At 73.0% G+C, this 21,558-nt stretch carries 20 protein-coding genes; 10 read left to right on the top strand and 10 right to left on the bottom strand.

All coding sequences use genetic code 11. The annotated features are described in order from the left end of the window. Window positions 1-17 precede the first annotated feature (17 nt). Window positions 18-1,118: a glycosyltransferase family 4 protein gene (locus BN344_RS10225; protein WP_040338432.1), complete on the bottom strand. Its 1,101-nt coding sequence runs from the start codon at window positions 1,116-1,118 to the stop codon at window positions 18-20. Window positions 1,119-1,253: 135 nt separating this feature from the next. Between BN344_RS10225 and gmd the strand changes: the two genes are divergently transcribed. The 5 genes from gmd (at window position 1,254) to BN344_RS10200 (ending at window position 5,856) form a co-directional block, all read left to right on the top strand. After that, on the top strand, window positions 1,254-2,240 hold the full coding sequence (gene gmd / locus BN344_RS10220) for a GDP-mannose 4,6-dehydratase (protein ID WP_040338431.1): 987 nt from the start codon (window positions 1,254-1,256) through the stop codon (window positions 2,238-2,240). Beyond that, window positions 2,237-3,211 (top strand): GDP-mannose 4,6-dehydratase, encoded by a 975-nt coding sequence (locus BN344_RS10215; protein ID WP_040338430.1) that lies wholly within the window; start codon window positions 2,237-2,239, stop codon window positions 3,209-3,211. The genes gmd and BN344_RS10215 overlap by 4 nt, the downstream gene beginning before the upstream one ends. Before the next feature lie 318 nt (window positions 3,212-3,529). Beyond that, window positions 3,530-4,312 (top strand): hypothetical protein, encoded by a 783-nt coding sequence (locus BN344_RS10210; protein ID WP_155858834.1) that lies wholly within the window; start codon window positions 3,530-3,532, stop codon window positions 4,310-4,312. After that, a complete protein-coding gene (locus tag BN344_RS10205) occupies window positions 4,309-5,253 on the top strand; it encodes a hypothetical protein (RefSeq protein ID WP_040338428.1) in 945 nt (314 codons plus the stop codon). Before BN344_RS10210 ends, BN344_RS10205 begins: the two co-directional genes overlap by 4 nt. Before the next feature lie 3 nt (window positions 5,254-5,256). Continuing rightward, the gene (locus BN344_RS10200; RefSeq protein WP_051515776.1) at window positions 5,257-5,856 is read left to right on the top strand and encodes an HAD-IB family phosphatase; all 600 of its coding nucleotides are present in this window, start codon (window positions 5,257-5,259) and stop codon (window positions 5,854-5,856) included. Between the two features lie 476 nt (window positions 5,857-6,332). On the opposite strand, the gene BN344_RS10195 is transcribed toward BN344_RS10200, so the two are convergent. The 8 genes from BN344_RS10195 to BN344_RS10160 form a co-directional block, all read right to left on the bottom strand. Further along, on the bottom strand, window positions 6,333-7,064 hold the full coding sequence (locus BN344_RS10195) for a class I SAM-dependent methyltransferase (protein ID WP_155858833.1): 732 nt from the start codon (window positions 7,062-7,064) through the stop codon (window positions 6,333-6,335). A gap of 105 nt (window positions 7,065-7,169) precedes the next feature. Further along, complete coding sequence (locus BN344_RS10190; protein ID WP_155858832.1) at window positions 7,170-8,516, bottom strand: glycosyltransferase family 4 protein; 1,347 nt, start codon at window positions 8,514-8,516, stop codon at window positions 7,170-7,172. Further along, window positions 8,513-9,550 carry a glycosyltransferase family 4 protein gene (locus BN344_RS10185; protein WP_040338426.1) on the bottom strand — a complete coding sequence of 346 codons (1,038 nt, stop codon included), beginning with the start codon at window positions 9,548-9,550 and terminating at the stop codon, window positions 8,513-8,515. The genes BN344_RS10190 and BN344_RS10185 overlap by 4 nt, the downstream gene beginning before the upstream one ends. Then, window positions 9,547-10,581 carry a glycosyltransferase family 4 protein gene (locus tag BN344_RS10180; protein ID WP_040338425.1) on the bottom strand — a complete coding sequence of 345 codons (1,035 nt, stop codon included), beginning with the start codon at window positions 10,579-10,581 and terminating at the stop codon, window positions 9,547-9,549. The genes BN344_RS10185 and BN344_RS10180 overlap by 4 nt, the downstream gene beginning before the upstream one ends. 151 nt (window positions 10,582-10,732) lie before the next feature. Continuing rightward, window positions 10,733-11,593: a DUF4214 domain-containing protein gene (locus BN344_RS10175; RefSeq protein WP_081788531.1), complete on the bottom strand. Its 861-nt coding sequence runs from the start codon at window positions 11,591-11,593 to the stop codon at window positions 10,733-10,735. After that, window positions 11,590-12,729 carry a DegT/DnrJ/EryC1/StrS family aminotransferase gene (locus BN344_RS10170; RefSeq protein WP_040338423.1) on the bottom strand — a complete coding sequence of 380 codons (1,140 nt, stop codon included), beginning with the start codon at window positions 12,727-12,729 and terminating at the stop codon, window positions 11,590-11,592. The genes BN344_RS10175 and BN344_RS10170 overlap by 4 nt, the downstream gene beginning before the upstream one ends. After that, entirely contained in the window at window positions 12,726-13,358 is a 633-nt protein-coding gene (locus BN344_RS10165; protein WP_051515774.1) for an acetyltransferase, read from the bottom strand. Before BN344_RS10165 ends, BN344_RS10170 begins: the two co-directional genes overlap by 4 nt. 119 nt (window positions 13,359-13,477) lie before the next feature. Beyond that, the gene (locus tag BN344_RS10160; protein ID WP_155858831.1) at window positions 13,478-14,593 is read right to left on the bottom strand and encodes a glycosyltransferase family 4 protein; all 1,116 of its coding nucleotides are present in this window, start codon (window positions 14,591-14,593) and stop codon (window positions 13,478-13,480) included. A 138-nt stretch (window positions 14,594-14,731) separates the two neighbouring features. Here BN344_RS10160 and BN344_RS10155 point away from each other — a divergent pair, with 138 nt between their 5' ends. The 5 genes from BN344_RS10155 (at window position 14,732) to BN344_RS10135 (ending at window position 20,604) form a co-directional block, all read left to right on the top strand. Beyond that, window positions 14,732-15,880, top strand: a complete 1,149-nt coding sequence (locus BN344_RS10155) for a glycosyltransferase family 4 protein (protein WP_231486711.1) — start codon at window positions 14,732-14,734, stop codon at window positions 15,878-15,880. A gap of 31 nt (window positions 15,881-15,911) precedes the next feature. Further along, window positions 15,912-16,853 (top strand): glycosyltransferase family 2 protein, encoded by a 942-nt coding sequence (locus BN344_RS10150; RefSeq protein ID WP_051515907.1) that lies wholly within the window; start codon window positions 15,912-15,914, stop codon window positions 16,851-16,853. Window positions 16,854-16,882: 29 nt separating this feature from the next. Next, complete coding sequence (locus BN344_RS10145) at window positions 16,883-17,983, top strand: mannose-1-phosphate guanylyltransferase (RefSeq protein WP_040338422.1); 1,101 nt, start codon at window positions 16,883-16,885, stop codon at window positions 17,981-17,983. 117 nt (window positions 17,984-18,100) lie between these two features. Next, a complete protein-coding gene (gene wsfD, locus BN344_RS10140; protein ID WP_155858830.1) occupies window positions 18,101-19,672 on the top strand; it encodes a glycan biosynthesis hexose transferase WsfD in 1,572 nt (523 codons plus the stop codon). Beyond that, window positions 19,669-20,604 carry a DNA-3-methyladenine glycosylase family protein gene (locus BN344_RS10135; RefSeq protein WP_040338420.1) on the top strand — a complete coding sequence of 312 codons (936 nt, stop codon included), beginning with the start codon at window positions 19,669-19,671 and terminating at the stop codon, window positions 20,602-20,604. The genes wsfD and BN344_RS10135 overlap by 4 nt, the downstream gene beginning before the upstream one ends. 9 nt (window positions 20,605-20,613) lie before the next feature. Here BN344_RS10135 and rfbA read toward each other — a convergent pair whose 3' ends face one another. Beyond that, on the bottom strand, window positions 20,614-21,477 hold the full coding sequence (gene rfbA, locus BN344_RS10130) for a glucose-1-phosphate thymidylyltransferase RfbA (RefSeq protein ID WP_040338419.1): 864 nt from the start codon (window positions 21,475-21,477) through the stop codon (window positions 20,614-20,616). Window positions 21,478-21,558 lie beyond the last annotated feature (81 nt).

Raw genomic sequence — 21,558 nt, 5'->3', positions numbered from 1 at the left:
GAGGACCGGCCGGTCCGTTACGGAGTCGCGCCGACCTGCGCGTACGCGGCGAGGTGCGCCCGGGCGCTCGCCTCCCAGGTGAACTGCGCGGCGTGCGACCGCCGGGACCGCTGCGCGACGTCGTCGTCGGAGGGCAGCCGGCCGAGCGCCGCCGACCAGGCGTCGGCGTCGTCGGACGGGAGGAACGTGGCGTGCCCCCCGGCCACCTCGCGGTGAGCGGGGATGTCGCTGGCCAGGACGGGACGGCCCGCCGCGAGCGCCTCGAGCACCGGGAGCCCGAACCCCTCGTACCGGGACGGCATGCAGACCGCGCCCGCCCGCCCGACCACCGCGCGCAGGTCGGCGTCGGCCAGGTAGCCGGCGATCACCACGTCGGCCGGGTCGGGCGGGGAACCCTGCCAGCGGTCGCCCCAGCCGGCCGGTCCGGCCAGCACCAGCGGCGGCACCGCGGAGTCCTCGCGGCGGGCCGCCCGGTGCGCCCGGAGGAGGGTGCCGAGGTTCTTCCGCGGCTCCAAGTTGCCGGTGAACAGCACGTACCGGTCGGGCAGGCCCAGGCGCCGCAGGTCCTCGTCGGAGGCCGGGGCGGCGTCGGCCCAGCCCGGGTCGACGCCGTTGTGCGCGACGGTGATGCGGTCGGCCGGCACGTCGTACTCGGCGGCGATCTCGTCGGCGACCGCCCGGCTGACGGTGAGCACCGCGGCTCCGCGGCGGAGGGCCAGCGGGACCAGCGAGGCGTACTCGGCGGCGTCCCCGGTCACCGTCTCCCGGTACCGCAGGTAGGCGAGGTCGTGCACGGTCACCAGACCGTCCGCGCGCGCCAGCGGCGGGACGACGAAGTTGGTCCCGTGGAAGACGTCCACGCGTCCGGTGAGCAGCTCGGCCGGCGGCCAGGGCCACCGGCGCCAGGCCCGGCGGAGGAGGCGGGCGGGTGCCCGCCGCGGAGCGGGGCGGGTCCGCGCGGGCAGGGGGCCGGGGACGGCGCCGCGGATGCTGAAGAGGGTCAGCAGGACCTCGGGGCCGTCCTCGAGCTGGGCCAGTCCCTGCACGAGACCCTGCACGTAGTTGCCCACTCCGCTGCGTTGCCCGAGCAGCGGGGTGGCGTCGAGGGCCACGCGCATGGGGTCTCCTCCTCGGTCGGTGTCCGGCGATCGTGTCAGGGCGTGCAGGAGTTTCCGCGGGTGCCCGCAGCCGAGCCCCGACGAGCCCGTCCCGCTAGGGTGGCCGGAGTTCCGGCTCGGCGATCGAAGGACAACATGAAGCGCGCACTCATCACCGGCATCACCGGTCAGGACGGGCTCTACCTGTCCGAGTTGCTGTTGTCGAAGGGCTACGAGGTCTACGGCCTCATCCGTGGCCAGAACAACCCGAAGGCCGAGCTCGTCCGGTCCGTCGTCCCCGACGTCAAGCTGCTGAACGGGGACATCACCGACCTGTCCAGCCTGATCCGGGCGTTCTCGGAGGCCCAGCCCGACGAGGTCTACAACCTGGGTGCGATCTCCTTCGTCGCGTACTCCTGGGAGAACGCGCGGCTGACCTCGGACGTCACCGGCATCGGCGTCCTCAACGTGCTCGAGGCGACCCGGCTGTACGCCGGCCAGGACCTGTCGAAGGTCCGCTTCTACCAGGCCTCGAGCTCGGAGATGTTCGGCAAGGTGCAGGACGTGCCCCAGCGGGAGAGCACGCTGCTGTGGCCGCGCTCGCCGTACGGCGTCGCGAAGGTCTACGGCCACTACATGACCATCAACTACCGCGAGTCGTACGGGATGCACGCGTCCTCCGGCATCCTGTTCAACCACGAGTCCCCGCGCCGCGGTCCGGAGTTCGTCACCCGCAAGATCACCCAGGCGGTGGCCCGCATCGCGCTGGGCCTGCAGGACGGCATCGCGCTGGGCAACCTCGACGCCAAGCGCGACTGGGGTTTCGCCGGTGACTACGTCGAGGCGATGTGGCTGATGCTCCAGCAGGAGCAGGCCGACGACTACGTCGTCGCCACCGGGGAGACGCACTCCATCCGCGAGTTCCTCGAGGTCGCGTTCGCCCACGTCGGGATCGACGACTGGGAGGGCAAGGTGACGCAGGACCCGCGCTTCTTCCGGCCCGCCGAGGTGGACCTGCTGATCGGTGACCCGACCAAGGCCCGCGAGCAGCTGGGCTGGCAGCCGAAGGTCGGGTTCGACGACCTCGTCCGCATGATGCTCGACTCCGACCTGGCGCAGCAGAAGGAGCTCGCGGGCCGGTGAGCGCCGTCCGCGCCCTCGTGACCGGGGCCTCCGGACAGGACGGCAGCTATCTCGTCGAGCGGCTCCTGGCCGAGGGCGCGGAGGTGCACGCGCTGGTGCGTGCCGCGGACGAGGAGCAGGGCCCGTTCGTGCTGCCCCAGGCCGTGCACCGGCACGTCGGCGACCTCGGCGATGGTGCCGGCCTGGAGTCGGTGGTGGCCGAGGTGGAGCCCACCGAGGTCTACAACCTGGGCGGCCTGAGCTCGGTCGCGCTGTCCTGGCAGGAACCCGCCCTCACCGCGCAGGTCAGCGGCGTGGCCGTGGGGCACCTGCTCAAGGCCTCCCACGACCTGCAGGAGCGGACCGGGCGGCCGGTGCACTTCGTCCAGGCGTCCAGCGCGGAGATGTTCGGCCGCACCTCGCGCGTCCCGCAGGACGAGACGACGCCGCTGCGCCCGCTGACCCCCTACGGCGCGGCGAAGGCCTACGCCCACCACCTGGTCGGGGTCTACCGGGCCCGTGGGCTGCACGCCTGCAGCTGCATCCTCTACAACCACGAGTCGCCCCGTCGTCCCGAGGCCTTCGTGACGCGGAAGATCACCGTCGGGGCGGCGCGGATCGCGCGGGGCCTCCAGGACGAGCTCGCGATGGGCAACCTCGACGCCCGGCGGGACTGGGGCTGGGCGCCGGACTACGTCGCGGCGATGGTGCTCGCCCAGCGCGACGACGTGGCCCGCGACTACGTGATCGCCACCGGCGTCTCGCACAGCGTCCGCGACTTCGTCGCCGTCGCCTTCCGGGCCGCCGGGATCGAGGACTGGGAACGCCACGTGACCCTCGACCCCCGCTTCGCGCGTCCCTCGGACGCGCCGGAGCTCGTGGGGGACTCGACCCGGGCCCGCGAGGTCCTGGGCTGGTCGCCGACGGTCCCGTTCGAGGAGGTCGTCGCCCGGATGGTCGACCACGACCTGGCCCTCCTCGACCAACCGTGAGCCGGCCCGGTTCCCCCGCGGGAACGTCCGGTGCCGGAGGGCTGGAGTGACGGGCGGCGGCGGAAGTGGCCGGTGAGACCTATGCGGTCGTCCCTGCCTGCCCGGCTCCGTACGATCGCCGGGGCTTGTCCACGCCGCTCCGGAGCGGCGGGGCTTGTCCACACCGCTCCGGAGCGCACTGGGGTGACCGGCTCGAGAGCATGAGGAAGCGCGATGTCCCAGGTAGCTAAGTTGGCGGCGAAGCTCCGTCGGCCCCAGCCTAGGGCCGCCACGCCCCAGGACGAATCTCCGCCCCTGGGCCCTGCGGTGGTGAATGACGTGTATCGGGCACTGCTGGGCCGGGCACCGGATCCTGAGGGTCTCGCCCACTGGTCGAGCACGTCTGACCTCGAGGTGCTGGTCAAGGCCGTTTCCGACACCGGGGAGCACCAGCAGCGGGTCCGCCTTCTCGCCGCTCTCGCTGGCGACGGTCGCGGCGACGATGGAGTGATGGCCGACGTAGGCGCCACGCTGGCCGCGAGCGACGGACTCGCGCCGCTGGATGACCCGTTCTCTCTGCCTTCGGTGCTTCGGACGCTGCCGTGGCATGAGGTGGCGGATCCCTGGGGTGAGTTGCCTGCCCTTGTCCTCGGGCCGTACGCCCAGCAGCTGTCTGCGGAGCTCGTGGGGCGGGAGGTCGTGAACGTCGCCTACGCCGGACTGTCGGGCGCGGCCGGCCAAGAGACGCAGAGCTCGCATGGGACGCTGGTGCTGACGGACGAGCTATACGTCAGCGCGCTCGCAAGAGTGCGCCGCGACATCATCGATGGCACGCTGCTGCGACTGCTGCATCCCGTGCCCTTTCACTTCGGCGAGTCGCACGACGAGCGGCAGCTGGCCGTGCTCGGCGCGCGGCGTCGCCTGCATCGACTTGGGTTCATCGAGGTGAGTCATGTCTTCGGGCGGCGCCACGGTGGCGAGCCGGTCGTGGTCGACACATCGTTCGCCATGCCCGTGCCGGGCGAGATTCTGACCGTCCCCCGAACAACCCTTCCTGAGGGCAAAGAACCGATGGCGGCCTGGCTCGTCGCCCGCCGCGTGCCGGTGGAGGATCAGTCATGAGCACACCGCGCTTTCTCATGGTGGGCTCCGCAACGGAGCTGTCGCTTCGCCCGCTCGCCGCCGAGCTGGAGCGGCGCGGAATGTCGGTTTCGGTCGTCGACCTGGCGGTGGAGCCGGTCGGGCCGGAGACGGTGCCCCCCGGCGACGGTCCGCTGGTGCTCGTGACGTCCCAGCACCTGGGCCTGGCGGGGCGGGTCTACGACAAGTACTACGACATCGAGACGTTCAACGCGACGCCGCAGAGCCTCAAGGTAGCGGTCGGAGCGGACCTGCTCGTCTACGTGCCGCACGACCTCGCCGACCCCGTGATGCCGGGAGAGATTCCCTTTCTTTCCCTGCTCGACCTGTACGTCGCAACCGACGACTCGACGTGGTGGGCGAGCGCGCACGTGCCCACCGTCGTAGCGGGTTGGATCGGCTCGGCAGGGACGGCGCAGACCGTCGTGCCCGACGTGGTCCGCGACCGCGGAATCTTGTTCGTCTCGGCGTTCAAATGGCTGATGAGTGAGGGAGGGGGACCGTTTCTCGTTCAGTCGCTCCGACGCACCCTGGCCCACGGCATGGCGGTCAAACTCCCAGTTTGGCCGGGGTTGGAAGATCTTGAGTCGGCGCTCCGAGACGCCGGGGCGATCATGCTGGACCCCCGAATGCCAGCCTCCGCGTTGATCGCCGAGGCGCCTCTGGTCGTCTCGACTGCATCCGGCTCTGTCATCGCCGAGGCGTCTTTGGCTGGTCACCGCCCCATCTGCGTGCTGCCGCCGGGCGGGGACATCCTGTTTGGCGGTGAACTCGCGGAGTTCGACGCCATCGTCTGCGGCGACGACGAGTTTCCGGACGTTCTCTCGCGCGCTGGCCGGGTCCGGCCAGGGCAGGGCTCGTTCGACACCGATCTCTTCCTTACGGCGGTGCACGACCGGCTGGGGGCGCGACGGAATGGATGACCCGTGGCCGATCCGGTGGTGCTCGTGGACCTCGACGGCACGCTCACCCGCACCGAGCTGCTGCCGACCATCGCGCGGTCGGCCGGCATCGAAGAGGAGATCACCCGGCTGACCGACGACACCCTGGCCGGTCGCATCCCGTTCGCGGAGAGCTTCCGGTCGCGGGTCGCGATGCTGTCTCAGGTGCCCGTCGAGGTCGTGCACGAAGCCATCCTGGGTGCGCCGGTGTTCGAGGAGCTCATGGCGCTGCTCATGGAGCACCCGGAGCGGGTCACCGTCGTCACGGGGAACCTCGACATCTGGGTGCAGCCCTTCCTCGACCGGCACGGGCTGCAAGGGATGACCTCCCGCGCCACCGTGCTGGAGGGGGGTGGGATCGGCGTAGGGTCGATCCTCAACAAGGCCGAGGCCATCCGCCGGCACCAGGGACGGTTCCGCATCGCACTCGGCGACGGAGCCAACGACGCCGCCATGGTCCGGGCCGCGGAGGTCGGGATCGCCTGGTGCGGCGTCCATCCAGCGGCGGACTCCCTGATGGAGGTCGCCGGGTATGCATTCAAGAACGAGAGCATGTTGTGTCGTTTCCTACGGCGGTGGTGGTGAACCAGCCGGGCCAGCTATCGCCGCATGGCAGCGCACCTGCTGGCTGAGGACGCGCTCGGGTTATCGACGAGTTGGTCGCAGGTCCGGGAGCGTCGCGCCCCTGCGGCAGGACCTCAGCTTCATGCAAGGCGTGCTGCCGGCCGACGGCGGAGTGCTGGTCGATGTGGCAGCGGCACCGTCTACCCGTTCGCGCGCTTCGTTGACCGGATCGAGCACGCGCCGGCCGTCGCCGTGATGGCGACTGGCTCACATCCGGGCCTACGAGGTCGGCTTGCTCTTCCCGAATCACGGCTCAGCGCGACACCCTCGACGCGATCTTCGACAACGTGGTGGTGCTGGGGTATCCAGAGAATCTCAACCTCTGGCCGGACACCGAGCGCGTGCCGTTCATCCGCTCCACGGGGCAGGGGCGGCACCGCTCGCCACGACGTGCCGCACGATCACGTCCACAGGCGCTCAGGATTGGGCGACACGCCCTAGGTCGTCCAGGCTGCGACGATTCGGGCGACATGCGGATCCTCCGTCTTGTAGACAGACAGGCCATGTCCGGCTTCTGTGTGCAAGATGTGCGCCCCCCGGTCCACCAACTCGTTCTCGACGATGGTGGGGTCGAGGTACACCCTGAAGTGATCGTCACCAAACAGGTGCTTGCGCCCTTGATCCTTGCCGGTGCGGAATTCCAGGTAGAGGTCTCCTCCGGACGCGCCCAGAGCTGTGGCGGCGATGTCGAAGAGGTTCTGCCGGCCAGCCTCTTCGAGCGAGTGGATCAGGAAGCGGCCAAAGAGCGCGGGTGAGCCTAATCCCGCGGTGCGTTCCGCCACCATCGCGGTCGCTGCCGAGTCGTACAGGTCCAGCTCGAAGAACCTTGCGGGCAGTCCTTCCCTGACCGCGCGGTCCTGGCCCTGGCTTACCGCTGATGAGGCGAAGTCATATCCCGTGACCGGGTGGCCCTCGCGGGCGAACCACAGCGAATCCCGGCCGTTTCCGAAGCCGAACTCCACGATGGGCTGCGACGGGGAAAGCCGCCTTTGGGTCCACCTCGCGAACGCTGACGGTTCTGCAGGTACGGCGCCGCTGCGCTTGCCGGCGTAGAAGGAGTCCCAGTAGTTGCGGTGTTCTGGGGTACGAGCGTCCATGCTTCGAGAGTTCCTTCCGAGGTGGCTGCGCAGCCGCGGCGAGGGGCGGCTGCGCAGGTACAGCGTGGGCACTCCGGGTCCTTGCCTGGCGGAATCGGGATTCTGACTTCGGTGTGGCTGCTGAAGAACATGTACTGGCCCTGCGGGGTGTCGTGAACCAGTCCTAGAACCGGAGCCTCACAGCGCCGAGTCGCCGCCGGGCGGGAACGTCGGCGGGAGGCGGCGCGGTGCCGCGCCGAAGAGCTCGTGCGCCCGGGCGGCCAGCCGGGTGACCAGGGACGACTCCGGCCCGTAGCCGCTCCGCGCCGCGATCCGGGCCAGGTCCTCGGCCAGCGCGGTCCGGCGCCGGGCGGCCCCGGCCGTGGCCAGTGCGTCGAGGATGCCCCGGGCGTAGGCCTCGGGGGAGTGCTGCTCCCGGGCGAACTCGCGGGCGACCGCCGACGCCCGCTCGCGTGCCTCCGGGGCATCCACCCAGCGGCGCAGCGCCGCGGCGACCCGCGACGCCGACGGCGGCGTGGGCACCCGGCTCACCGCGTCGGCCGGCGCCTCCCGGTAGCAGCCGTCGTCCACGCTCACGACCGGCAGGCCGAAGGCCAGGCTCTCGGCCAGGACGGCGGAGGCGGCCTCGCCGCAGGGGTGGCGCAGGATCGTCGCGATGTCGGCTCGGGTGCGCAGGGCGTTCAGCGTCTGGTCGCTCACCTCGCCCAGGACCGTGGAGCTCCGGGTGAGGCCCAGGTCGTCGATGTGCCGGCGCAGCCGCTCCAGGTCCTGCGGCTGGGCGTGACCGCACACCACCAGGTGCACCCGGTCGCCCAGGCCGGCCTCGGCGATCGCCTCGACGACGGTGTGCACGTGCTTGTTGGGGTTGAGCACCCCCGCCTGGAGGACCACGAGCCGGTCGTCGGGCAGACCGAGGGAGTCGAGGGAGCCGGCGTCGGCGTCCTCGACGGACACCGGCAGGGGCACCACGGTGACGTCGCCGACGTAGCGGTCGCGCAGGGCCTCGGCGGCGTACGCGGAGTGCGTGACCACCCCGGTGGCGTGCTCCAGCGCGATCTCGGTCATCGGGTACGTCTGCACGGTCTCGGGCCGCCACAGCCAGTCCTCCGGGCGGGCCAGCCCCTCGCGCGCGGCCTGCTCGCCCTCGGGTCCGTACCAGCGCTGCATGGTCCGGGCGAAGTGGTCGTCGCCGACCTCGCGGAGCCGGTTGTAGACCAGGTGCACGATCGAGAGGTCGTGCAGGATGACGACGCCCGGCACCGCGTGGGCGAGGTCCATGATCGGGCCGTGGTAGACCGGCTGGTCACCGATGTTGTAGACGACGGCGTCGTACTCGGCGAGCCGCTCCACGGTGGTCTCGTCGATCTCGCGGCCGGGGTCGGGCCACGTCCGGCCGCCCGCGTCGACCGGGTACCAGATGTCGACGTCGACGTCACCGGTCCGGCGCAGGGCGTCCACGGCGAGTGCTCCCACGGCGCCGATCGCGCTCCGCGGGGAGAAAGGGGTGCACCAGGCGATCCTCACGACAGCAACGTCTCCACGACCGTGTCCCAGCTCAGGTCCAGTGCCTCGACCATGGCGTGGCCGGCGGCGCCCATCTCCGCGGCGAGCCGCGGTCTCGTGCTCAGCGTGGTCATCGCCGCACCGAGCGACGGGGCGTCGGGCTCGGCGACCAGGCCGGTGTGCTGGTCGTGCACCAGCTGGAGGACCCCGCCCGAGTCGGTGGTCGTCAGGACCGGCTTGCGCGACAGCATCGCCTCCACGGTCACGTAGCCGTAGGAGTCCTCGTCGTGCGGGAGGTAGGCCACGCCGCGTGCCCGGGACAGCAGCGCGACCTTCTCCTCGTCGCTGATGAACTCGAGGCGCAGCCGGACCCGGTCCTCCAGGCCGTGCTCGGCGACGTAGCGCTCGATGGCCCGGCGGTCCAGGTCGGTCTCCGGCTGACCGGCGACGACCAGCCGGACGTCCGGACCGGCGTGCGCCATGGCCTCCACGAGCAGGTGCTGGCGCTTGCTGGCGGTGATCCGGCCGATCGCCAGGATGTAGCCCTCGTCGCCGGCGTCGTGGAACATGCCCGCGTCGCCGTGCGGCGGGAGCAGCACCTCGGCCCGCAGGCCGTTGAACCGCTCGAGCCGGTCGGCGGTCACCGAGCTGTTGCAGTAGAGCCCCTTCACCGAGCGGAGCGCGCGGGTGTCCGAGGCCTGGATGGCGCGCCGGAGCTCCTCGGTCGACTCGTCGTCCGGCAGGTACTGGTGCGGGGTCGCCCAGAGGTCGTAGACCTGCCGGAACTGGTGCAGCAGCCAGACCACCCGGTTCTCGTGCGGGACCAGGTAGGCCGGGAACTTCAGGGCGATCACCCGGTCCACGTCCTCCAGCCGGATGGCGGCGGCCGCGGCCATGCTGTCGGCGATGGCGTCGGGGGAGTGCCAGCGCAGGGGGAGCCGCACGACCTGGGCCTGGTGCCCGCGGACCTCGAGCTCGTGCGCCAGGGAGTCGGCGAGGTGCTCCGCGCCGCCCTTGAGGAAGGGGATCCCGTTGTTCAGGACCAGGACCTTCACGACACCAGCCTCTCCACCACGTGGTCCCAGTCGATGTTCATCTCGCGGAGGCGCTGGTCGTGGCCGGCGCCGAGCCGGGCCGCCAGCTCGCGGTCCCGGTACAGGCGGTCGAACGCCTGGGCCAGCGCCTCGGGCTGCGGCGCGGTGACCAGGCCGTTGACCCCGTCGCGCACCAGTTCCAGGACCCCGCCGCTGTCGGTGGCGGTGACCAGCGGCCGCCGGGCGAGGGCGCTCTCCAGCCCCACGTAGCCGTAGCTGTCCTCCTCGCGCGGCAGGTACACCGACGCGAGGGCGCCACTCATCAGCGACCACTTCTTCTCGTCCGGGACGCGCTCGTGGTGGAAGGTGACCCGGTCGGTCAGGCCGAGCTCCCGCACGCGGCGCTCGATCTGCTCGGCGTAGCCGTCGTTGGCGCCGCGGCCGGCGAGGACGAGCCGCACGGGGGTCTCGGTGTGCGCCATGGCCTCGACGGTCAGCAGCTGCTGCTTGTGCTGCTGGATCCGCGAGATCGAGAACAGGTAGTCACCGTAGGGGCCGGGGGTCACGTCGAGGCCCTCGGGCAGCGGCGGGTACAGCACCTCGGCGTCGACGCCGTTGTAGTGCCGGAGCCGGTCCCGGACCCGCGCGGAGTTCGTGAAGATCTGCTTGGCCTCGGCCAGCGCCACCTCGTCCGAGGCGAACATCATGCGCCGGAACTCCCAGCCGTCGGGGTCGTTCGGGACGTCGCGGTACTCGTCCCACAGGTCGTAGGACGGCCGGTGGTGGTGGATGAACCAGAGGATCTTGTGGTGGTGGCGGACGAGGTAGCTCGGCGTCCTGATCGCGATCAGGCGGTCGCCCATGCCGGTGAAGTCCATCGACCGCAGGCCCACCATCTGACCGGGCAGCAGGTCGGTCTGCCCCTGCACCGGGATGGGGAAGAGGTCCACCTCGTGCCCACGTCGCTCGAGCGCGTCGCTGAGCCACGTCGCCAGGGACTCCGCGCCGCCCTCCACGAACGGCACCATGGACGTGACGATGATGATCTTCATCGTCCGCCCTCTCCGATCGCGACCTTCATCGTCGCCGTCCCCCGTCTCGTTCCGCCTCCGGTACCTGACCGGTGGCCGTGTCCGCTCCTGGTCGCCCACGGGTGGTCCGCACGACCGGTCCCGCTCCGACGCCTCCGCGGAGTTCTCGCCGTCACCGCCGGCGCAGGAGGTCCTGCAGGTCGGCGACCTCCCGCGACAACCGCGCCACGTCCTGCTCGAGCCGGCGCTGGACACGCCAGTTCCACTCGGTGTTGGACTCGAGCGCGCTGACGACCCAGGCCGAACCCGCGTCCCGCCGCGTCCGGTGGGTGGCCCACACGGCGCGCGGCAGCGCCCGGAGCATCGCACGCCGGCCACCACCGCGGTTGCGCACGATCGCCCAGGCCAGCCACGTCGCCGGCCGGCCGGCGTGCAGGCCTGCGACCAGACCGCGTTCCAGGTCCGCATCGGCCTGGCCGGTGACCGACCGGTGGACCGAGCGGGCCAGCTCCTCCTCCAGCGTGGGAGTGGCCGGCGGGAAGCGCAGCAGGCTCCGCGCCTCGTCCGAGTGCACGAGGGAGCGCAGGACGTCGTCGTAGGTGGTCCCGCCGCGCAGCGCGGCCACGTAGCCGTGCAGGCCGCCCATGTCGGGGAGCCGGCCCAGCGCCAGGAGGTAGGCGCCGGTCACGAAGACGTGGTGCGGGTGCGCCGGTGCGTCCGCGGCCCGCTCCTCGGCCTCGCTGCTGGCCGAGAGCAGCTCGATGAGCTCCTCGGGGCGGCCGCCGCGGCGCAGGTGGGTGCTGTAGTGCTCCAGGCCGCCGGCGTCGGGCAGCCGGCCCAGCACCGTCGCGTAGGTGCCGTAGACCCACGCCGTGACGGCGTCCGGCTCGCGGTCGAGCGGACCGACGCTCAGCCGGGCAGCGGTCGTGGACTGCCGCTGGGGGTGCAGGGCCCGGACGAGGGCGGTGAAGGTGCTCCGGTCGAACAACGACCGCGGCGCGACCTCCCCGGTGCGCGGTGGTGCTCCGCTCACGTCAGGCGGAGCCGCGCGACCCGGGCGAGGAAGCGCTCGACGACGAAGTCGATGTCGTCGTCGCTGAGATTGACGTGGGTGGGCAGCGAGATGCCGCGCCGGCCGAGCATGGTCGACACGGGGAAGGTGTCCTCCTGCAGGTACGGCGGGAGCGTGTGCATCGGGTGGAAGACGGGGCGGGTCTCGACGCCGTCGGTGGCCAGCGCTCCGATGACGCCGTCGCGGTCGGCCATGCTCACGTGCTCGGGCAGCAGCACCGTGTACAGCCAGTTCACCCGGGTCGCCCGCGGGTCGGTGGCCGGGGTCTGGATACCGGGGACGCCGGCGAGGTGGGCGTCGTAGCGCTCGGCGATCTCCTGGCGGCGCAGCAGGAACTCGGACAGCTGCTCGAGCTGGGCGCAGCCGATGGCCGCGGCCATGTTGGTCATCCGGTAGTTGAAGCCGACCACCGGGAACCAGTACCGGCGCTGCGGGTCCATGCCCTGCCCGCGGAGCAGCCGCAGACGGGCGGCCAGGGCGTCGTCGTCGGTGGTGACCGCGCCGCCCTCGCCGGTGGTGAGCACCTTGTTGCCGAAGAAGCTGAAGACGCCGGCGGTCCCCAGGGAGCCGACCGGGCGGCCGTTCCAGGTGGCGGTGTGCGCCTCGGCGGCGTCCTCGACCAGGGCGAGCCCGTGCCGGTCGGCCAGCTGGCGGAGGTCGGTCATGTCCGCCGGGTGCCCGTAGAGGTGCACCGGGATGACGGCGACCGTCCGGCGGGTGATGCGCCGGGCGACGTCCGCGGGGTCGATGCACAGGGTCAGCGGGTCGACGTCGGCGAGCACCGGGGTCGCGCCGCAGTACTGCACGGCGTTGGCCGTGGCGACGTAGGTGAGCGACGGCACGATGACCTCGTCACCCGGGCCGACGCCGAGGGCGGCCAGCGCGAGGTGCAGCGCGGTCGTGCCGTTGTTCGTGGCGATCGCGTGGCGGGTGCCCGCGACCTCGGCGAACCGCTGCTCGAACAGGTCGATGAAGCGCCCGTTCGACGAGATCCACGTCGACTCCACGCACTCCTGCACGTAGCGCGCCTCGTTGCCGCCGAGCCGGGGCTCGGCCACGGTGACGGTCCGGGTCGCGATGCTGGGAAGGGCTGTCATGAACGTCTCCTGGATCGTGCGGGGGCGCCCACGACCGTCTCACGCGGTGGGACGTGGGTGATGACTACTGCTCCGGCGCCCACCACGGCCCAGGGGCCGATCCGGACGTCGGGGATGACGGAGGCGCCGACCCCGGCGAAGGAGCCCTCGCCGACGTGGACCCCACCGGCCAGGTGGGTACCGGGTGCGAGGTGTGCGTACTCGCCGACCACGCAGTCGTGGTCGACGCTGGCGGCGGTGTTGACCACCGCGCCGGTCCCGATCTCCGAACGCGGGCCCACCAGGGCGCCGTGCAGGACGGCCGCCCCGGGGGCGACCGAGGCGTACGGGGAGACGCGCGCCGTGTCGGCCACGACGGTCGCCAGCTCGAATCCCATCCGCGTGACGACCTCGCAGAGCGAGCGGCGCGCGGTGTTGTCCCCGAGTGCGACGAACGCCGAGGTGGCCGCGGTCCGCTGCAGCTCCTCGAGGACGTCGTCGCCGCCGAGGTAGGGCAGGGGCAGTCGCTCGTCGGGCTTCGGGGACACGTAGCCCACGAACTCCAGACGTCGGGGATCCGCGGCGTCCAGGCAGGACATCGCGTGCCCGCCGCCCCCGATCATGACGACCTTCTCGGTGCCGAGGCTCATGCCGGCATCACTGTCCGTCGTCGCCCCGCCACAGTTCCAAGGTAGCTCCCGGCCTGCCGATAGCAAGGAGTTCCGCGTCGACAGGGCTTCGCGGGACGCGTGTGACTCGTGAGGCGACGTCAGCGTTCCGCAACTCCGGCCGCGCGGCGCAGGACGGTCGTCGTGGCACGGGCGGTGACGGACCAGTCCAGCTCCGCCGCACGGGCGGACGAGAGCTGTCGGAGCCGCGCGTTCGCAGCCGGCTCGATCGCCTCGCGCAGGCCCCGTGCCACGTCCGCGTCGTCGCGGGGGTCGACCAGGACGGCGGCGCCGCCGGCCACCTCCTCGGTCGACGTCCCGCGGGAGGTCACGACCGGGGTGCCGTGGGACATCGCCTCGGTCACCGGCAGGCCGTAGCCCTCGCGGAGCGACGGGTAGCAGAACGCCAGGGCGCCGGCGTACGCCGCCGCCAGCTCGGCGGTGGGCAGGTGCCCGAGCAGGTGCACCCGCTCGGCGTCCGGTCCGCTCAGCGCCGCCTGCTCCGGGCCCCACCCCTGGGGCCCGACGAGCACGAGATCGAGGTCGGCCCCCTCGGCGAGGACCCGCGCGAAGGCCGACACCAGCGTGGGCAGGTTCTTGCGCGGCTCCCGGGTGCCGGCCCACAGGACGTAGGGCCGTCGCAGCCCGTGGCGCTCCGCGAAGGTGACGGCGTCGGCGGGTGTCGTCGCCGGGGGACGCACGCCGTGCGGGACGACGTGCAGCCGGTCCTCGACGATCCCGGCCGCGATGCAGTCGGCGCGGGTCGCCTGCGAGGGCACGATGACCGCGGCCGCCTCGGCGCGGGTGATCTCCAGTGCGCGGCGGAAGAAGCGCACTCCGCGGGCGGTGAAGTGGTCGGGGTCGTGCAGGAAGGCCAGGTCGTGGACGGTCACGACCAGGGGGACCCGGCTGCCGGGGACGGCCCAGGTCGTGGCGTGGACGACGTCGGCGCTCCGACCGGCGCGGGGTCGGCGGGCCCGTTCCCACGCCGCGTACAGCGCGGGGCGGGGGAGCGGCAGCCGCCGGAGCGCGACACCGGGGGCGGCCTCGGCCACCGCGGCGGCGTCGTGCCAGGCACTGATGCCCGTCGCCGACACGTCGGGCATGCGGGCGTACTCCGCCAGGAGCTCCCGGATGTAGGTCCCCGAGCCGCCGGGGACCGGCTGCCACAGCTGCTCCACCGTCATGTCGACGCGCAGTGGTCCGGGTGTCCCCATGGGAGCAACGTAGAGGGAGGGAACTCTGAGGGCGGGGGCGCCGGCGCCCGGACCTCACCCCGTCCGACGCGGGGCTACCGTGGGCGCGATTCCAGCGAGGGCGGCGTGCCGGGCACGTGGGCGGAACGGGAGCGTGCTGTGGGTGTCGGACCGCGCGTGCTGGTCGACGCCACGGCCGTGCCGGCCGATCGGGGTGGCGTGGGTCGCTACGTCGACCAGCTACTGCCCGCCCTCGTCGAGCTCGGCGCCGACCTCGCCGTCGTCTGCCAGCGCCGCGACGAGACCTTCTACCGCGACCTGCTGTCCGGGATCCGGCTGGAGGTGGCGCCGGACCGCGTCCAGCGGCGGCCGGTCCGGCTGGCGTGGGAGCAGGCCGGGCTGCCCCGGGTGGCCCGCCGGGTGGGCGCGGCGGTGATCCACTGCCCGCACTACACGATGCCGCTCGCCGCGGGCCTGCCGGTCGTGACGACCCTGCACGACGCCACCTTCTTCACCCACCCCGAGGTGCACCAGCCGGTCAAGCGGGCGTTCTTCCGGGCCTGGACGACGGTCTCGCTGCGCCGGGCGGCCCGCTGCGTGGTCCCGTCGCGGGCGACCCTCGACGAGCTGGGACGGGTCACGCGCGGGGTGCACGGGCAGGTCGAGGTCGCCCACCACGGGGTGGACGCCGCCCGCTTCCACGTCCCGACCGGGGAGGAGACCGCGGACGCCCGCCGGTACCTCGGCCTGCGCGCCACCCGCTACGTCGCCTTCCTCGGCACCATCGAGCCCCGCAAGAACGTGCCGGCCCTGATCGAGGGCTGGCAGCAGGCCGTGGCCGACATGCCCGACCCGCCCGCCCTGGTGCTCGCCGGCGGGCGCGGCTGGGACGAGCGCGTGGACGAGGTGCTCGCCCGGGTCCCGGACCACCTCGAGGTGCTCCGGCCGGGATACCTGCCCCTCGAGCTGCTGGCCGGTTTCCTGGGCGGGGCCGAGGTGCTGGCCTACCCGAGCCTGGCCGAGGGCTTCGGGCTGCCCGTGCTGGAGGCGATGGCCTGCGGCGCGCCGGTGCTGACCACCCGGTCGCTGGCCCTGCCGGAGGTCGGCGGGGACGCCGTCGCCTACACCGAGCCGGACGCCGCGTCGATCGCCGACGGCTTGCGCGGGCTGCTGGCCGATCCCGAGCGGCGGGCTCAGCTGTCCTCGGCCGCGGTCGCCCGGTCCGCCGGCTTCACCTGGCGGACGTGCGCGGAGCAGCACCTGCGCGCGTACGCCGCCGCGACCGGCGCACGGCGGGACCATGCCTGAGGTGGTGGGCGTCCGACGTAGGGTGGCCTCCGTGGGAAGCGCCTCCGCCGACGCGCCGCTGCGGGTGGTGGTGGTGACCTTCTCGCCGGGGGACACCCTGGCCGGTTTCCTCGACTCCCTGGCCCTGGCCACCACCCGGCCCTACGAGGTCGTGCTCGCCGACAACGGTTCGACCGACGGCGTGCCGGAGCGGGCGGCGCGCGAGCGCCCGGAGGTCAGCCTGCTGCGCACCGGCGGGAACATCGGCTACGGCGCCGCCGCCAACGCGGCGCTGGCCGGGCACGACTCGGGGTACGCGATCGTGGCCAACCCCGACGTCCGCTTCGAGCCGGGATCGGTCGACGAACTGCTCGCCGCCGCCGGACGCTGGCCCCGGGCGGCCACCCTCGGCCCGGCGATCCGCACGCCCGAGGGGGCCATCTACCCCTCGGCCCGCGAGCTGCCGTCCCTGTCCACCGGCGTCGGCCACGCGGCCCTCGGCTGGGTGTGGCCCACCAACCCGTGGACGGCGCGCTACCGCCGGGAGCGGGACGAGCTCACCGAGCGTCCCGCGGGGTGGCTCTCCGGCAGCTGCCTGCTGGTCGACCTGGCGGCGTACGCGTCGGTCGGCGGCTTCGACCCCGGCTACTTCATGTACTTCGAGGACGTCGACCTCGCCCGCCGGATGGGGCAGCGGGGCTGGCTGCACGTCTACGTGCCCACCGCGGTGGTCACCCACGAGGGCGGGCACGCCACCCGGCGGTCGGCCCGGCGCATGCAGCGGGTGCACCACACCAGCGCGCTGCGGTACCTGTCGGCCGACTGGCCGCGGCGCCGGCACGCCCCGCTGCGGGCCGCCCTCCGCGCCGGCCTGGGCGCCCGGATGCTGCTGTCCTACGTGAGCAGCCGGGTCGACGAAGGCGCCCAGCCGCAGCAGACGGTCGACCAGCTCCCGCACGACCACCCGGACCACCCCGCTCCCGGCCACTCCTGAGCCGACCGGACGACCGAGAGGGACGACTGATGCGACACGCCGTGATCATGGCGGGCGGCTCCGGCACGCGGCTGTGGCCCCTGTCCCGCGCCCAGCGCCCCAAGCAGCTGCTCGACGTCGTGGCCGACGAGCACGGCGGCGCGCACAGCCTGCTGGCGGAGGCGTTCATGCGGCTGGAGGCCGTGCTGCCGGCCGACCGGATCTGGGTCTGCACCGCCGCCCGGTACGCCGACATGGTCCGCGCGGCGCTGCCCCGGCTGCGCGACGACCGGCTGATCCTCGAGCCGACCGCCCGCGACACGGCCAACGCCGTCGGGCTGACCGCCGCCCTGGTCGCCGACGTCGACCCGGACGCCGAGCTCGCCGTCGTGAGCGCCGACCACGTCATCCGGCCGGTGGAGCGCTTCGTCACGGCGCTGACCACGGCCTACGACCTCCTCGCCGTGCGCCCGCGTGCCCTGGTGACCCTGGGGGTCACCCCGACCTCCCCGGCGACCGGGTTCGGCTACGTCCAGAAGGGCGCACCGACGGAGGTGCCCGGTGCGGCCGAGGCGGCGTCCTTCCGCGAGAAGCCCGACCTCGCGACCGCCGAGGAGTACCTGGCCTCCGGCGAGTACGTCTGGAACTCGGGCATGTTCGTGTGGCGGGCGCAGACCGTGCTGGACGCGCTCGCCGACCACCTGCCCGAGTCGGCGAAGGGCCTGGCCGCGATCGTGGCGGCCCCGGCCGGGCCGGAACGCGACGCCGTCCTGGCGGAGGTCTTCCCGACCCTGCCGAAGATCAGCGTCGACTACGCGGTCCTCGAGCCCGCGGCCGCCGAACCCGGCCGGGTGGCCGTGGTGGACCTCGACGTCGAGTGGCTCGACATCGGCTCCTGGCCGGCGCTGGCGCACACCCTGGAGACCGACGCCGACGGCAACGCCGGCCGGGGGCTGCGGGTGCTGCTGGACAGCTCCGGGAACGTGGTGCTCTCCGACGACCCCGACCACCTGATCGCGCTGCTCGGGGTCCGCGACAGCGTCGTCGTGCACACCGCCGACGTCACGATGGTCTGCCCCGTGTCCGACGCCGAGCGGGTCAAGCAGATGCTCGCCGAGGTGGAGACACGGCACGGCGACCGGTTCAGCTGAGCCGGATGCCGCGCTGCGCATGGCGCCCGAGTGACCCGAGGGGTGGTCGGGTCGCTGTGACGAACTCGGGGCGCCTCGCACCGGCGTTCGGTCCCGTCGTCGCGGAAGATGGTCGTCGTGCGCTTCCTCGGTGACCGGCGTCGAACGGCCGGAGCCGTGGAGGAGCGGGACCCCGCGGGTGGCCTCGGGCGTCCTCGTGCCGCGGTCGCGGCGGCGGTGTGGGCCGCGACGACGGCGGTCGTGCTGGCCCAGCTCCTCGTCCGCGGAACCGTCGGGCTGGCCGACAACGGTGACGCCAACCGGCTGGTCTGCCGCTTGGGGCTGGTGATCGGCCCGGAGTCCTCCCAGGAGGGGTTCGAGAGCGACTACGGGCCGGTGGAGCCCTGCCCGGACGGGGACGGGTTCGACTACACCACCTCCTGGCGGCCGCTGCTGCGGCTCACCTACTGGTTCTCCCGGCAGGTCACCGGCGAGCAGACCTTCGACATGACCGTGATGGCCGTCGTCGGAGCGGTCCTGCTGGGTGCCGGCGCCGCCGCGCTCTACCTCGCCCTGCCCGGGGCGACGGGTCGGCGATGGCCCCTGGTGGCCCTCGTCGTGGTGGCCGTGAGCGACATCGGGTTCGTCACGTACCTCAACTCCGGCTACACCGACCAGGCCGGTTTCATCGGGCTGCTGTGGGTGTGCGCCGGCCTCGTGGGCGTGGTGGTCCACCGCACCTGGCCCTGGCTGCTGGTCCTCGCGGCGGCGGCCCTCTTCACGGGAACGGCCAAGTCCGCGCTGATCACCGTCGTCCCCGCCGTGGCGATCGCGCTCCTGCTCAGCCGCCGGCACTGGAACCGCCCGACGGCGACGGGCCGGTGGGAGGTGCCCCGGCTGGGCGTCGTGCTCCTGGTGCTGGTGGCGGTCCTGGGCGGGCTGACCGCGCAGGTCGCGCGCAGCCAGGGCGGCCTGCTCAGCAACGGCAACCAGTTCAACCTGCTCTTCTACACGCTGCTCGAGGAGTCCGACGATCCGCAGGCCGACCTGCGGGAACTCGGCCTGCCGAGCGAACTGGGCCGCTTCGCCGGCATGAGCGCGTGGGAGGAGGACACGCCGTGGGACGACCCCGTCCTCATCGACAACGCGGGGACGATCTTCTCCTGGCGCACGTACGTCGGGTTCTTCGCCGCGCACCCCGGCCGGTTCCTGGAGATGGTGCCGCAGTCGATCGACTCCGTGCCCGACGCGCGGGTCGACTACCTCGCCAACCTGCCGGGTGAGCCGGGCGGGGAGGCCCCGCTGGCCGAGCGCCCCAGCCCGGTCTTCTGGGCCCTCGGACTGCTGCCGAGTGGCTGGCCGGTGCCGGCGATCGCGTTCGTCTGGCTGGGGGCGGCCGTTCTCGGGGTGCGGTGGGCCCGGTCGCGGGAACCGTTCCGGGCCGCTCGCGGGACGCTGGCCGTGTTCCTCACGGCCTACGCGGTCAGTCAGTCGGTGATGGCGCTCGGCGACGGCTACTACGAACTGGCCAAGCACAACATCCACGCCGCTTTCGCCACCGGCCTGCTGCTCGCGGTCCTCCTCGAGGCAGGCGTGCGGACCGGGGTCGCCGCCCTCCGCCGGCGCCGCGCGGCGGCGCAGGAGGAGCCGGAGCAGCAGGGCGACGGCCCGGACGCCGTCGCCGCCCTCGACGGCGGCGGACCTCGATGACCGCGCTCGCCCCGGCCACGGCCGCTCCGTTCGAGACGACGTGGGAGCCGGACTGGCCGCTGGACCTGGTGCGCTCGCTCGCACCGCACGGCCGGGGTGCGGGTGACCCGGCCCACCGCGTCACCCCCGAGGGCATCTGGCGGTCGACCAGCACCCCGGACGGGCCGGCGACGGTCCGCATCCGCGTCGCCGCCGGACGGGTCACGGTGTCGGCCTGGGGTCCCGGCGCGGAGTGGGCCGGAGCGGCGGTGCCGCGCGTGCTGGGTGCGGAGGACCGCGCCGACGGCTTCGACCCGGGGGACCACCCCCTGGTCGCCGACCTGCACCGCCGGACGCGCTGGCTGCGGCTGGGCGCCACCGGCCGGACGTGGGACGCCCTCGTGCCCGCCGTGCTCGAGCAGAAGGTCACCGTCGTCGAGGCGCACCGGGTGTGGCGGCAACTCCTCCGGCTCGCCGGCGAGCCGGCACCCGGTCCCGCGCCGGAGGGGATGCGCGTCGTCCCTACCGCCGCGCGCGTCCTCGAGGTCACCGACTGGCAGTGGCACGCCTGCGGACTCGACGGCGCGCGACGCCGTGCCCTGCGAGCCGTCGCGACCGTCGCGGCACGGCTGGAGCCGGACGACGGCTGCGACTCGGCCGCCCTGCAGCGGCGGCTGTGCTCGGTCCCCGGCATCGGGGTGTGGACGGCCGCCGAGGTGGTGCAGCGGACGCTGGGCTGCCCGGACACCGTCAGCGTGGGGGACTACCACCTGAAGAATCTGGTCGGCTACGCGCTGACCGGGCACCGGGTCACCGACGACGACGGCATGCTCGCCCTGCTGGAGCCGTGGCGGGGACACCGCCAGCGGGTCGTGCGGCTGCTGCTGGCCGGCGGTCCCCGGCGGCCGCGCCGCGGTCCCCGCTTCGCGCCGACCGACTACCGGCGGATGTAGGCGGGATCCTCAGCCGGCGAGGAGGCCGAGGAGGTAGTCGCCGTAGCCGCTCTTGCCGAGCTCACCGGCCACCCGGACCAGGCCGTCGTCGTCCAGCCAGCCGTTGCGCCAGGCGACCTCCTCGATGCAACCGATCTTGAGGCCCTGGCGCTCCTCGACCACCGAGACGAACTCGGTCGCCTGGCGCAGCGAGGTGAAGGTGCCGGTGTCCAGCCAGGCGGTGCCGCGGTCCAGCGCGGTGACGGTCAGCCGGTTCTCCAGCAGGTAGTGCTCGTTGACCGCGGTGATCTCCAGCTCGCCCCGGGCGCTCGGCCGGATGCCGCGCGCCACCTCGACGACGTCGCCGGCGTAGAAGTACAGACCGGGCACCGCGTAGGAGCTCTTGGGCCGGGCCGGCTTCTCCTCGATGGAGAGCACGCGGCCGTCGCGGTCGAACTCGACGACGCCGTACTCCTGCGGGTTGCCCACGTGGTAGGCGAAGACGTGACCGCCCTCGGGCGCGGTCAGCCGGGACAGCGCCCTGCCGAGACCGGCTCCGTAGAAGATGTTGTCCCCGAGGACCAGGGCGGCCGCCTCGCCGTCCAGGAACTCGGCGCCGATGAGGAAGGCCTGGGCCAGCCCCTCGGGCCGCGGCTGGACGGCGTACTCGATCCGCATGCCCAGCCGGCTGCCGTCCCCGAGCAGGTGGCGGAACGCCTCCTGATCACCGGGCGTCGTGATGATCAGCACCTCGCGGACGCCGGCCATCATCAGCGTCGAGAGCGGGTAGTAGATCATCGGCTTGTCGTAGACCGGCATGAGCTGCTTGCTCACGGCCTGCGTGATGGGGAAGAGCCGGCTTCCGGTTCCACCGGCCAGGATGATGCCTCGCACGGGACAGACCGTACGGGGCGCCGGCCGCCGCGAACCATCACGTGCTCACCCGTCGGCGTGAGTCGCCGCGCGCCGGACCGG

This window comes from Candidatus Blastococcus massiliensis AP3, from assembly GCF_000582785.1.
In the GTDB taxonomy this organism is placed as follows: Bacteria; Actinomycetota; Actinomycetes; order Mycobacteriales; family Geodermatophilaceae; genus Blastococcus; species Blastococcus massiliensis.
This window is presented reverse-complemented; position numbering and strand designations above follow the sequence as displayed.